This is a genomic window from Flavobacteriales bacterium (assembly GCA_016700415.1).
Lineage (GTDB): Bacteria > Bacteroidota > Bacteroidia > Flavobacteriales_F > PHOS-HE28 > PHOS-HE28.
On record CP065018.1, the window covers coordinates 75909 to 87866 of the forward strand.

The 11958-nt window shown below is 59.0% G+C and carries 13 protein-coding genes; 8 read left to right on the forward strand and 5 right to left on the reverse strand.

Going from position 1 to position 11958, the window contains the following annotated elements; genetic code table 11:
• Positions 1–10: 10 nt before the first annotated feature.
• Positions 11–2899, reverse strand: a complete 2889-nt coding sequence (locus IPP95_00330) for a TonB-dependent receptor (GenBank protein QQS72718.1) — start codon at positions 2897–2899, stop codon at positions 11–13.
• A gap of 267 nt (positions 2900–3166) precedes the next feature.
• Here IPP95_00330 and IPP95_00335 point away from each other — a divergent pair, with 267 nt between their 5' ends.
• The 3 genes from IPP95_00335 (at position 3167) to IPP95_00345 (ending at position 6849) form a co-directional block, all read left to right on the forward strand.
• Positions 3167–4585 (forward strand): amino acid permease, encoded by a 1419-nt coding sequence (locus tag IPP95_00335; GenBank protein ID QQS72719.1) that lies wholly within the window; start codon positions 3167–3169, stop codon positions 4583–4585.
• Positions 4586–4916: 331 nt separating this feature from the next.
• The gene (locus IPP95_00340; GenBank protein QQS72720.1) at positions 4917–5279 is read left to right on the forward strand and encodes a hypothetical protein; all 363 of its coding nucleotides are present in this window, start codon (positions 4917–4919) and stop codon (positions 5277–5279) included.
• Between the two features lie 157 nt (positions 5280–5436).
• On the forward strand, positions 5437–6849 hold the full coding sequence (locus IPP95_00345) for an MBL fold metallo-hydrolase (GenBank protein QQS72721.1): 1413 nt from the start codon (positions 5437–5439) through the stop codon (positions 6847–6849).
• Between the two features lie 3 nt (positions 6850–6852).
• On the opposite strand, the gene IPP95_00350 is transcribed toward IPP95_00345, so the two are convergent.
• A complete protein-coding gene (locus tag IPP95_00350; GenBank protein ID QQS72722.1) occupies positions 6853–7854 on the reverse strand; it encodes a tryptophan 2,3-dioxygenase in 1002 nt (333 codons plus the stop codon).
• An 85-nt stretch (positions 7855–7939) separates the two neighbouring features.
• Between IPP95_00350 and IPP95_00355 the strand changes: the two genes are divergently transcribed.
• Positions 7940–8398: an energy transducer TonB gene (locus IPP95_00355; protein ID QQS72723.1), complete on the forward strand. Its 459-nt coding sequence runs from the start codon at positions 7940–7942 to the stop codon at positions 8396–8398.
• A 56-nt stretch (positions 8399–8454) separates the two neighbouring features.
• Complete coding sequence (locus IPP95_00360; protein ID QQS72724.1) at positions 8455–8940, forward strand: energy transducer TonB; 486 nt, start codon at positions 8455–8457, stop codon at positions 8938–8940.
• Positions 8941–9008: 68 nt separating this feature from the next.
• Here the strand turns inward: IPP95_00360 and IPP95_00365 are convergent, their stop codons facing one another.
• Positions 9009–9395: a hypothetical protein gene (locus IPP95_00365; GenBank protein ID QQS72725.1), complete on the reverse strand. Its 387-nt coding sequence runs from the start codon at positions 9393–9395 to the stop codon at positions 9009–9011.
• A 121-nt stretch (positions 9396–9516) separates the two neighbouring features.
• Here IPP95_00365 and IPP95_00370 point away from each other — a divergent pair, with 121 nt between their 5' ends.
• Both IPP95_00370 and IPP95_00375 read left to right on the forward strand, forming a co-directional pair.
• Positions 9517–9738 carry a hypothetical protein gene (locus tag IPP95_00370; GenBank protein QQS72726.1) on the forward strand — a complete coding sequence of 74 codons (222 nt, stop codon included), beginning with the start codon at positions 9517–9519 and terminating at the stop codon, positions 9736–9738.
• A gap of 109 nt (positions 9739–9847) precedes the next feature.
• Entirely contained in the window at positions 9848–10237 is a 390-nt protein-coding gene (locus IPP95_00375; protein ID QQS72727.1) for a response regulator, read from the forward strand.
• 4 nt (positions 10238–10241) lie between these two features.
• Here IPP95_00375 and IPP95_00380 read toward each other — a convergent pair whose 3' ends face one another.
• Both IPP95_00380 and IPP95_00385 read right to left on the reverse strand, forming a co-directional pair.
• Complete coding sequence (locus IPP95_00380) at positions 10242–11009, reverse strand: S1/P1 nuclease (GenBank protein QQS72728.1); 768 nt, start codon at positions 11007–11009, stop codon at positions 10242–10244.
• Between the two features lie 216 nt (positions 11010–11225).
• Positions 11226–11534 carry a hypothetical protein gene (locus tag IPP95_00385; protein ID QQS72729.1) on the reverse strand — a complete coding sequence of 103 codons (309 nt, stop codon included), beginning with the start codon at positions 11532–11534 and terminating at the stop codon, positions 11226–11228.
• A 157-nt stretch (positions 11535–11691) separates the two neighbouring features.
• On the opposite strand from IPP95_00385, the gene IPP95_00390 reads away from it, so the two are divergent.
• Positions 11692–11943 (forward strand): hypothetical protein, encoded by a 252-nt coding sequence (locus IPP95_00390; protein QQS72730.1) that lies wholly within the window; start codon positions 11692–11694, stop codon positions 11941–11943.
• Positions 11944–11958: the final 15 nt, after the last annotated feature.

Here is an 11958-nt window from a genome sequence, read left to right on the forward strand (position 1 = left end):
GTTAAGGTTTTCATCGCTTGCTCAGCTCATAACTGATCTGGGCATAGGCCAAGCGCCCGATGCGTGGGCCGCCATAGACCAGATACACGTCATTGTTCAGCGCGCGATCAAGGCGGTCATTGTCAGGGACGGCATTGTCCCACAAGGGCAGTACGCCGAAGAGGTTGCTCGCGCCGAGTTTCAGGGTAATGTGCTGTTTGGGGAACTGTACGCTCACTTGAGCGTCCACCATGTCATAGCTGGAAATGGGCCCGGTGAACTGAGGCGAGCCTTCAAAGGTGTAGCCTTCCACATATTTCCAGTTCACGCCGTAACCGAACCGCTTCAGGTCCGTGAACGGGATCTTCCTGTCCCGTGCATTGAATCCGGCATTGAACTTGTTCTGCGGTGTGTTGAAGGCAGGGATGATGGGGTCGTCCTCGCCGGTGATGAGCTTGTTGTAGCTGTAGTTGAAGGAGTATGTCAGCCTGGGGCGGTACCACGTTAAGCCAGCGTTCACCCCGCGCGTCACCACCTGTGAGGTTGCGTTCGCAGCCACCCGGAAGACCTGTAATCCCCCAATGGGGAATCCGGTGGTCTGGTCGAATTGCGTATGCAGCCCGACCACGTAACCGATGAAATCCTTGTACCAACTGTTGTAGGCGCCGATGTCGATATAGACGTTCTCCCAATGGGTCCCGCGGTAGCCGACCTCCACCGTCTTCACCTGTTCCGGCCGGATCCGGTCCACGTTGAAATAATCCAGCTTCCCCAAGCCTTCGAGCAGTCCGCCGGGGGAGTCGCGGTATTCGTTGAAGCTGTCAATGGTGAACATCGAATCGCGCCCGGCCTCGAACTGGCCGTCGATATTGCCCAGTAGCAAGGCACGGCCCACGTTGTAATAGAGGTATTGGTCCGCCAGGGTGGGGTTGCGGATGGCACTGCTGAAGCCGACGCGCCAGACGTGCGCCGGTGTGTTGGCGTAGACCAGTGAAAGAGCGGGGGAGAAGAGCGCTTTGAAATTCTCGTTCTTGTCCATCCGGAAAGTCACAGTGCCGGTGAGCTTGTCCTTTAGGAGCTTTTTCTCCAGGCCGGCCACGAGACCGAATTCACTGTTGCGGATGTGTACGTCGCCGGTATCGCGGAAGATGGTGCCTTCGCTATTGGGCATGTATTGCCGGAAGTTGCCGCCTACGGTCACCTCTCCGAACGCTGGTTTGAACTTGTATTCCCCCACGGCATGGGCCAGGATGCTCTTGTCATAAAAGAGCGATCCTCCGTCGGAGAAACGCTTGTGGGTGATCTCGTCGAACTTCTGGTCGTAGCGCTCGGTGCCGGGGGCATAGAAGGGATCCAGATAGGCGGTGTTGACGGCGTTGGTATGTTCAAGCGTCTGCTCGTGATAGCCTTGGAATACCGAGATATTGTCCTGGATGAACTGGTCCTGCCACGCGATCCATTGGGCTTGGTTCCAGCCCATCCCCGCCGCCTGTGTGGCAGTGATATATCCGGGTGTGCCATGTACTAACGGAGTGATCACGTTGCCCCAGTACTTGTTGTATTCGAAGTTCCAGCCATTGGCTCCTCCCGTGGGGCCAGCGGCATCTTGTAAACGCAAGGCCGTGGTATAGATGTCATAGGTCTGCCCGGCATCCTCGTGGGTGACATATCCACGCACGAACCACTTGCCTTCATGCATGATCTCCAAACGGTGCTGAAAAAATTTGATGTCCTTCAGGCGGTAGCGGTTGTCGCCTTGATACACCGTGTTCCCGGTGCTGAAATTGCTGGCCGCGATGATCTCAAGGCTGTCATTGATGCGGTAGTGGAGCGATCCACCGAGCTTGAGGTTCTGCGTTCCGTAGTCCACCAGTTCGCTCTCCGTATACCCGTTCCGTATGAATTTGCCCAGACCGGGATAGCTGCGCCGGCCGGAGAAGGTGCTGTAGTTGTTGTTCAAGCTCACATCCTCGTCGCCATAGATGTTCACCGCATCGTATCGCCCCGGGTTGTCAATGCCGGTCGGGCTGTTCTCCGTCGGGCTGTAGTTCTCGGCCTGCCAATCGTCAGCGCGAAGCCCGTACGCGTTCAGCTTATAGGCCCAGCGCGCCCGGCCATCCTTGTTCTTGAACACTTGGGCCCAACGCACGGCGGTCTCCAGCATGTTGCGCTCACCGCCCTTCACGCTCACGCTCAGTCCGGGGAAGTTCCAAGGGCTTTTGGTGGTCATGTTGATCACTCCGTTGAAGGCGCCCGGCCCGTAGTATGCCGTGCTGGCGCCCGCGATCACGTCCACCTTCAGTACGTCCAGGTCGCTGGCCCCGAGGAAATTTCCGAGGGAGAAGTTGAGGCCCGGGCTCTGGTTGTCCACCCCGTCGATCAGCTGCAGCGAGCGTACCGGACTGGTGCTGTTGAAGCCGCGCGTGTTGATCACTTTGAAGCCGAAGCTCGCCGCGGTCATGTCCACACCCTTCAGGTTGCCTAGGCCTTCGTAAAAATCGCCGCCGGCCACTTCCTTGATCGCCAGCAGGTCCATGGTCTCCACGGTCAACGGCGCCTGCTTCTGTTTATCGCTGATGCGCTGCCGCACCACCTGTGCATCGCCGAGCAGCACGGCGTCCGTGGTCATCTTCACGTTCACCTCCTTGTCCAAGCTTATAACGGCAACTTCCTTCGGGGCATAGCCGAAGTAGACCACCGAAAGGGTGAACGGGGGCCGGTGTTCCACCTTGAGGGTGAACTTCCCATCAAGGTCCGTAACCACCCCGCCGGGCATGTCCTTCACCTTCACCACCGCTCCGATGACGGGCTCGCCGTTGCCCGCATCACTGACCGTGCCCTTGATGCTGAGCTCTTGTGCGTTCGCGCAGGTCCCCAACAGAAGACCGGCAATAAAAGGGAGGATGCGGAGGCGTCTCAAGTGGGGGAAGTGTTGGATGGGTCCGTGCAGCGGAGGCAATATAGCGGGCCGGACAATAGGTGGATCCCATACGCGCAAGCAATTTATTCACCGGCAGTACAGGACATGTTCCGGGGCAGGTGTGGAATGAAGGGGACGTAGACTTGTTCGCGCCGGTTACATTGCCGACCGCATTGATGCAGGCTGTGCGGAACTGATGCCAGTATAATGGCCAGTTCTTCATCCGCGCCTGCGCGACCCTGCGGCTTATACACCGACACCACCACCATGCCCGGATTCAAACGCTCTCTCACCTTGTTGGATGCCGTGATGCTCGTTGCCGGTTCCATGATCGGCAGCGGCATCTTCATCGTCAGCGCCGACATGATGCGGCAGCTCGGTTCCCCGGCCTGGATGCTCACCGCTTGGGTGGTGGCCGGTGTGATGACCATTCTGGCCGCACTGAGTTACGGTGAACTGGCCGCGATGATGCCCAAAGCGGGCGGGCAGTACGTCTACATCCAGCGCGCTTTCGGAAAACTGCCCGCCTTCATGTACGGGTGGACGGTCTTCACGGTGATCCAGACCGGCCTGATCGCGGCGGTGGCCGTGGCCTTCGCGAAATACACGGCGGTCTTTCTCCCGGTGCTGGGCGCGGACAATATCCTGATGGACCTCGGTTTCATGTCGGTAAGCGCGGCGCAGGTCTTCGCCATCGCCAGCATCGTGCTGCTCACTTGGTTCAATACACGCGGAGTGCGCAACGGAAAGATCCTGCAGACCAGCTTCACCTTGGCCAAGATCATCGCGTTGCTGGGCCTGGTCGTGCTCGGGCTGTGGGTCGCCTCCGGCACGGGGGTGCTGGCGGAGAATTTCAGTGTGGGCTGGCAGGCCACCGGTCTTTCCTTGGCAGGCGACGGCACGGAGACGAGCACGTCGCTTTTCGGGGTGGCGCTGCTTTCGGCTTTCGGCGTGGCACTTGTGGGATCGCTCTTCAGCAGTGACGCATGGAACAACGTCACCTTCATCGCGAGCGAGGTGGACCGGCCCCAGCGCAACATTCCCTTGAGCTTGCTGCTCGGTACAGGTCTGGTAACGGTGCTCTACCTCTTGGCGAATTACGCATACCTGGCATTGCTGCCTGTGGCGGAGATTCAGCATGCACCGGCTGACCGGGTGGGTGCCGCTGCGGCCGGAGTGATCTTCGGCGGAGCGGGCACGGCCATCATGGCGGCGCTCATCATGGTGAGCACCTTCGGCTGCAACAACGGCATCATCCTTTCCGGCGGTCGGCTGTACTATGCCATGGCGAAGGACGGGTTGTTCTTCAAAAAGGCGGGTGAACTGAACAAGGACGCGGTACCGGGCTTTGCATTGTGGGTGCAGTGCATCTGGGCATCGGCGCTTTGCCTGAGCGGACGGTATGGTGACCTGCTTGAGTACACCATGTTCGCTTCCTTGCTCTTCTACATCGTCACCACTCTTGGCCTGTTCCGCCTTCGTTATCGCGAACCGGAAGCCGAGCGTCCATACCGCACGTGGGGCTATCCCGTATTGCCGGCCCTATACATCGTGGCTGCCTCCGCGTTCTGCTTGAACTTGCTGTGGAGCAAACCGCTCTATACCGGCTTGGGTCTGGGCATCGTTGCGTTGGGGGGCGTGGTGTACGCCCTGCGCCCAAAGTCCGTGGTCGCGGAGCGGGAATGACGGTCGACGTGATCGAAAGTGGATCAGCGGGCGAAGCTCCTGCATTGTTACGCACAGGCGCGGCTTGTGGAAACGCACATTGCCATACCCTTGGGGACGTGTCCCTCTCGGCAGTCGGATACCTCATACCGTTTCGCAATAAAGCTGCGTCTTAAAGAGCGAGCAGATCGGATGCAGCTAAATTGCGAACCGGTATTACGTCGCGCAGCGGATGGTACAACTGCGATCAAACCTTTTGGCACGGTCCGTGTCATACTCCCCGTAATCAAACCAACAGCCCCGTCGGCTTTATGGCGGATAGAACATGAAACGGATGATGATCGGTATGGCTATGGCCCTCTTCACTGTGGGTGTGGCCAGTGCACAGGACATGGATAAAAGACCACCGGCAGAGCGTGCCAAGCAACAAACGGAGCGGATGACGAAGGAACTGGGCCTCGACCCGGACCAAGCTGCCAAGGTGGAAGCGATCAACGCGAAGTATGCTGAAAAGACCGAGGCGGTGCGTGCTGAGCGCAAGGACAAGATGGCCGAGACCAAGGGCAAAGGTGCCGATTTGAACGATGCCCGTATGGCCGACCTCAAAGGTGTGCTGACACCCGAACAGTATGCCAAGTGTGAGAAGAACATGGAGGAGATGAAGGAGAAGCGGCAAGAAAAGCGCAAAGAGATGCGTGGTGCCAAAAAGGAGTGAACACCTGCACATACGTGGTGAAAGCCCCGGCCGATCGAACGGCCGGGGCTTTCCAGTTGAAGGCGGCACCGTTCATTAGCTAGGTCAGGGCGTTTTTTCGACAAGTACTTGCGAGGCTATCTTGCATGCCGATCAAAAGCGACTTGATCCGATCAATATGCCCCTGTCCATCACCTTCCACGGCGCCGCAGGCATGGTCACCGGCAGCAAGCACTTGCTCGAACTTCCCGATGGAAAGCGTGTGCTGTTGGATTGTGGCATGTTCCAAGGGGAAGGCCCTGCGAGCGATGCGCTGAACAGGCGTTTCGGCTTCGACCCCCAAAGCATCGATGCGCTGGTGCTCTCCCATGCGCACATCGACCACAGCGGCCTGATCCCGCGGTTGGTGGCCGAGGGTTTCCGCGGGCCCATTTTCGCTACGCCCGCCACGCTGGACCTCTGTGAGATCCTGCTCGCCGACAGTGCCTATATCCAGGAGAACGACTTTCGCTATGACGTCAAGCGTGCCAAGAAACAGCGCCGGGCGATGACGGAGATCGGGCCGCTATACACCGCCGCGGACGTTGATGCGGCGATGACGTTGTTCAGCACGGTGCAGTACGACACGCCCACCGAGATCCTGCCCGGCCTCACGCTCACCTTCATTGATGCGGGGCACATCCTTGGTAGTGCATCGGTACATCTCACCGTGGCCGGTAGGGAAGGTGTGCGCCGGATCACCTTCAGTGGGGACGTGGGGCGCTATGTGGACCGCCTCCTGCCGGATCCCAAGCCCTTTCCACAGGCGGACGTCATCATTTGCGAAAGCACGTACGGCGACCGCGATCACCCGGAGGCCGGGGCCACGTGGAAGGAGCTGTTGGGCCATGTGCAACGCGTGTGCGTGGAGCAACACGGCCGTTTGATCATCCCGGCCTTCAGCGTGGGGCGCACCCAGGAGATCCTCTACGCGCTGAACCACCTGTTCAACGAAGGGAAGCTGCCCCGCGTGCCCGTCTTCGTGGACAGCCCGCTCTCCATCAACGCCACCGGGATCTACCGCAAACACTCAGACCTGCTGCAAGCGGACATCCGCAAAGAGCTGGAGACAGACCCCGACCTGTTCGGCTTTCAGGGCGTGGAATTCATACGTGAGGCCTGGCGCAGCAAGGAGCTCAATACGCGGAAAGGACCGAGCATCACCATCGCGGCGAGCGGCATGATGGACGCAGGCCGCATTCGGCACCATTTGCTGCATGGCCTGCCTGATGCGAACAACGCAGTGCTCATCGTCGGCTTCTGCGCACCGGGTACCTTCGGGGAGCGCCTTTTACAGCGACCGGAAACGGTGAAGTTGTACGGTGAGGTAGTGCCGGTCCGCGCTGCCATACTCTCTATGGACAGCTATAGCGCACATGGCGATCGCAACGAACTGCTGCGCTGGATCGCCTGCCAAGAGCCGACCTTGGTGAAGCACGTCTTCCTGGTCCATGGCTCGGACCACGCGCTGGAAGGCCTGCGGGATCGCTATGCGGAACACGGTTTCCGGGACATCCAGATCCCGGAACTGGGCCAGCGCTTCGAGGTATGAGCCTCAACCCGCGAACTGCACCGCCTTCTTCAAGGCTTCAGGCAATGGCGGCAACTTCCGGCGCTCGAAGAGGAAGCTACTGAGGTCCGCGACCTCCGAGAAAACGTGGTGGCTGTCCATCGCGCCTTTCAGGTAGGATTGGCCGGTGCTGCCGCCGGTGCCCACGCGCAGGCCGATCATGCGGTGAACCATGCTGATGTGCCGCGCGCGCCACGAGGCCATCACCGTGTCGATGTCCAGCAGCGAATCCAAGAAGCGGAATGCCTGCTGGAAGATCGGCTCGTCGCGATAGAGCATGATGAAGAGCGCGCTGCGTGCTGCTGCGGGGGAGAAGTGCCGTTCCGGCGAACCGTTCACGAAGATCTTTTTCCACAGTTCCGCGTTGCCCTCCTCGCCTTTCACGAGGCTGCCCACGTACAGTTTTTCCAAGCGGCCGAAGAAGTCCGGTTCGCCGGGCCAGAAGCGTTCCTGCAGGAAAGGCATGCGCTCCAGCCATTTGTTCACCAGCTCCAGCAAAGTGGGCTCCGTCTCCAACGCTTCGATCTGCGCCTTGTGGTCCGGCCGCAGTTGGCTGGTGTAATACTGCTTGCCGAAGCGTGCCTCCATGCGCAGGCCCAAGCGGGCCTCCAAGATCTTGAACTGCATGCTTTGGAATCCGCTGGCGGGCCGCAGCTGGTCGCGGAAGTCCAGGAAGTCCAGCGGCGTCATCGTTTCGATGATCTCCCACTGATGCACCAGCACGTCGAGGATCGTCTTCACGCGCTGTAAGCGGTGTACGGCGATGTTCAGCTCGCCGCCGTTGTCATCCACTTTGTTATGCTTGAAGATCTCCATCACGCTGCCCACCTCGTACAGCACTTGCTTGAACCACAGCTCATACGCCTGATGGATGATGATGAAGAGCATCTCATCGTGGGCGTGCGTGCCGGCCTTGTCGCTCTCAAGCTCTTGTGCGCCGAGGATCTTCTCCAGTTGGAGGTAATCAGGATAATAGACGTTGCTCATGGAGTTGGATATGGGTTCCGCCAAATGTAATCGGGGGAGGTTTTCCACCCTGAAAACGGTCAAGACATTAACTTCGGGCATGCGGATGAAAGGATCGATCTTCGCCATGTTGATGGTAATACAGGGAAGTATGGCATTTGGGCAATCCAGCGTGGGCGCTTTGGGCGGTGCGTCCGATGCGGCACAGCGGGTGTTCGATGGCAGGACCCAAGAACCGGTGGACACCATCATGGATGCGTCCACGGCCGAGGTGCGGCCGCAATACCCCGGCAGTGATACGGCCATGTACAGTTATCTGAGAAATTCGATCACCTTTCCGAAGGATGAAGCGGAGCAAAAACTGTCAGGAAAGGTCATTGTGCAATTCGTCATCGGCAAGGACGGGAAAGTTGATCAAGTGAAGGTCCTACGCGGTGCCGATCCAGCTTTGGATGCTGAAGCTGTGCGGGCCGTACGCGCCATGCCATCATGGACACCCGCAAGGATGAACGGCAAGCCTGTCGCCACGCGATACGTGGTGCCCATCAATTTCGTGGCCGAATGAACCGCGTATGTCCTTCGCATAGCGCCCGATCGTCCAACCTTAGAACACGCATAGCCATGTTGAACAAAAAAGGTCCCCGATTTTCCGCACTCCGGTATGCCCTCGGCATCCCGGTGGTAGTGGCATCGTTACTTGCGGTTTCCTGCATTCAGCAGGATGCGTCGCCATCATCGCCTCCGCCACCGCCACCGGTGCCACCGATCATGGACCTGTCCGAAGTGGATGTGCCGCCGGAATTTCCGGGAGGTATGGAGGCCATGCACACCTTTATGCAGAAGTCCGTCCACTATCCGGAGCAGGCGCGGGATGAAAAGGTGCAGGGGAAGGTCTATGTACAGTTCACGGTGGACCACGATGGCAAGGTGAAGGATGTTGAGATCAAAAGAGGCATGCGCGAGGATCTGAACGAGGAGGCTTTGCGCGCAATGCGTGCCATGCCGGATTGGTCACCGGGCAGCAAGGATGGCCAAGCGGTGGCTACGAGGTTCATCATGCCCATGGAGTTCCGCTTGGACAGCACGAATTCCACCGGAAAGGACTGAGCATGCTCTTTGAAAAACAAGACGGCCCGGGATCACCGGGCCGTCCTGTTTTATAGACCGATCGCCGGTCAATCCGTCGATTCCACTTCTTGTATCTCCCTGCCGTCCTCCGTGCGCTTTTCATGGCCCTTCTGCAACTCCATCCACTTTCCGTATTGCTCCGGGGTGAGGATCGCTTTCAGGTCGGCGTCCATCCTTGCGGTCAGTTTTTCTTTCTCATGGCCCCTGTTGCCAGTGGCTTCCCCGGCCTGCCGGTCGTCCAATTGCTCCGCATACTTCACGTACATCGCATTCACCTGATCCACCTGCTGAGCGTTCAGTTCGAGCTGCTTCGTCATGCGCTCCGTAGCATGTGCTGCTCGCTCGGCGGGGGTGGGGGATTGCCCTTTTGTGCTTTGCGCGAACGCATTTCCCAGCAACAGGACGGACAGGGCGAGGGTCATCAGCAGTTTCATGTGGTGGGTGTTTTATCCGACCAAGGTAAGGAGCTGGGCACCAAGGATCGGGAGTTGTGTTCACGGATGACAAGGAGGAACCATGGGATGTGTTTCCTTTGGGACCATAAACCCCGTACACATGCGATCCATCAAATACCCTGTTGCCATTGCCGCACTTGTGCTGGCGGGCCTTGGCGCCATCGGCTGCACCAATGAGAACGGCGCGGGCAGCACTTCGGACGGTACCAGCGCCGAAGGCTATGAGCTCCGATCCGAGGAGAACCTGGCCCCGCCGATGGACAGCGTGAAGTCCACCTTGGCGGACAGCACGGCCGTGGACAGCGCCGTTAGCGGGGAGTAGTTTCCCCGTGGAGCGGGGATGATCCTGCCGCCTTCCCGGTCCATGGGGTCATTGTGGACGCACGTGCCGTTCATAGCGGCATGGCCCGTGCTTTGTCTTTTCCGTTGCGATGGAACACATGGATCGGCCAAAGAATACAGTCTCGTTGATACTGGTGGATGACGACAAGGACCTCCTTTGGCTGATGTCGCACGCATTGAGGCTCCGTGGTTTTCAAGTAGAGGCATTTGATCATGCCCCGAGCCTTGCCCAGGTCCGCGATCTACATCCATCGGTGATCCTCTTGGACGTGGAGGTCGGGGAGGAAATATGCGGGAAGATCAAGGGCGGGACGGACCCGTCACCAGTCCCGGTGATCCTTCTTTCCAGACATCCCATTGACAAGCTGCGGGAAACCGTTCTCCGCTGCGGTGCGGACAGCTACTTGATCAAGCCTTTCAATGTGGAGCGCTTGACCCGATCGGTCCACCGGTATGCCAAGGACCGGCCGGTGGCTTAAGCTGCTATCCGAAGATCGCGTTCAGCAAGCATGCCAATCGGACCCCGCCCTTCAGCAATTGCTGCTGCACCAACGGCCAGTTCAGGTATTGATACTCATAGCCGAGCTTGTCCCCGGCCTGAAGGTCATAGATCTGCGGCCGATAGGCCAGATTCTCCTGTGCCCAGTCCACAGCGGTGCCGCGCGACCAATCCCGCAATTGCTCCTTGCTCACGTGGTCGATGCTGCAGGCGAGTTCCGTGTAGCTCAGGTCGTTCGTATCGATCATTCCGCTGTCCCACACGCGGTGCAAGTTGCTTCCCTTGCTGAACCATTGCACTTGCACGGTGTTGCCGCCCTTGTCATCCCCACGGCCCACGTGCAGCGGCTGGTGGAGATCGCCAACAAGATGGATCAACACCTTCAGGCAGAACAATTGACGGGCGGGGGATAGCGTATCACTCTTCAGCTTGGCCACCATGCGCTCGATCGCCTCGATGGCATCTCCGTCCGGGTTTTTCTCTGCAGCGGCGTAGGTGCTTCCGTCGGGTATGGTCACCCAGTGCCAATCGCGCATATGGTCGTACGCGTGGTCGCTGCGCACCTCGTCCATCCAGGTGGCGGCGGTCGCCATGGATCCCTCGCCCAAGATCCGGTGTACCGCCTTGCGGGCCTTCCGTGAAAGGTGGTCCTCCGCGATGGCGCCCACCACGCGGTGGCCGGTGGCTCCCCATGCGAAAGCCGGAACAGGTTGGAGCAGAAGGACAGGCAGAAGTGCTTTAAGCAATTTCATGGTGCAATATCACATGCAAACGTACATGGCCGGATCTTAGACACACCAGAGGGGTGCACGCAGCGTATGAATACCGCCGGTCGAGGGCCGGAAACGAAGTTGCAAGCTTGTTCACCATGGGCCGGACCCGAATCGGACGGTCGGCGGCCAAGGACTCCTTGGCTTCATGGCACGTTCGTACCGATGGTGCGATTTAAGGGCGCGGTCTGCTTCGTTCTATTTCTTCAGTAAGTCACCAGGTCCGCTGGTCACCGGCGGCTGCATGCTATCGGGTATCCGGATGGAAAATAGCGGGCTGTCTTTGCCATGACGGTACTGCAGTTCGATGAAGCGGTACAGGTCATGGTCGTAGATGGCATAATAGAAGGGGATCAATTCCTTGCGGATGATGATGGTGGAGGTACGTGAGCATGGGGGGCGCGACGGCACGGGACGCGATCGTTCGAGAAAACGCTGGAGCAATTCCTGTTCAAGTTCAGGGTCGCGTCGCTCCAATGAGGTTCGGCCGGTGTTCTGTTCTTCCATTTCGGACTGGTCGCTTCTTGCATCACACGCTGTGGTGCCTCTTGTCGATCGGAATAGCGAAGTGGGTGCCATGGGGGAACGAAAGGACCCCGTTCGTGAGTTCACCCGAAAGGACGATGTGATCCCAGAGAGATAGGAACGCCCCATGTGCGCCTGCATGGGCATGGGTCCGGCCAGTGCCGCATCACCGGACATGATCTTGGGATGCTCGCACTCGGTGCAGGCCCCTGTAGTCCGCCATGGCGTGCAGCTATTTCCCCATCATCAGGAAGGAATGCCCATGTTCTTCATCATCGGTGTATTGCTGATCGTGGGGGCGATCATTGCGGTGTACGCGTACCGACACTACAATAGTCCGGAGAGCATCCAGCCCGTGCCGGAGCAGCAGGCCATGCCGTTGACACTGTGATCCGGTAGGTGTTGG

Excerpts from the sequence above, each read along its gene's own strand:
- IPP95_00385 (QQS72729.1), bottom strand. The coding sequence starts at position 11,534 with ATGGAAGAACAGAACACCGGCCGAACCTCATTGGAGCGACGCGACCCT.
- IPP95_00340 (QQS72720.1), top strand. The coding sequence starts at position 4,917 with ATGGCCCTCTTCACTGTGGGTGTGGCCAGTGCACAGGACATGGATAAA.
- IPP95_00355 (QQS72723.1), top strand. The coding sequence starts at position 7,940 with ATGAAAGGATCGATCTTCGCCATGTTGATGGTAATACAGGGAAGTATG.
- IPP95_00375 (QQS72727.1), top strand. The coding sequence starts at position 9,848 with ATGGAACACATGGATCGGCCAAAGAATACAGTCTCGTTGATACTGGTG.
- IPP95_00365 (QQS72725.1), bottom strand. The coding sequence starts at position 9,395 with ATGAAACTGCTGATGACCCTCGCCCTGTCCGTCCTGTTGCTGGGAAAT.
- IPP95_00380 (QQS72728.1), bottom strand. The coding sequence starts at position 11,009 with ATGAAATTGCTTAAAGCACTTCTGCCTGTCCTTCTGCTCCAACCTGTT.
- IPP95_00390 (QQS72730.1), top strand. The coding sequence starts at position 11,692 with ATGGGCATGGGTCCGGCCAGTGCCGCATCACCGGACATGATCTTGGGA.
- IPP95_00350 (QQS72722.1), bottom strand. The coding sequence starts at position 7,854 with ATGAGCAACGTCTATTATCCTGATTACCTCCAACTGGAGAAGATCCTC.
- IPP95_00360 (QQS72724.1), top strand. The coding sequence starts at position 8,455 with ATGTTGAACAAAAAAGGTCCCCGATTTTCCGCACTCCGGTATGCCCTC.
- IPP95_00345 (QQS72721.1), top strand. The coding sequence starts at position 5,437 with ATGCCCCTGTCCATCACCTTCCACGGCGCCGCAGGCATGGTCACCGGC.
- IPP95_00335 (QQS72719.1), top strand. The coding sequence starts at position 3,167 with ATGCCCGGATTCAAACGCTCTCTCACCTTGTTGGATGCCGTGATGCTC.
- IPP95_00370 (QQS72726.1), top strand. The coding sequence starts at position 9,517 with ATGCGATCCATCAAATACCCTGTTGCCATTGCCGCACTTGTGCTGGCG.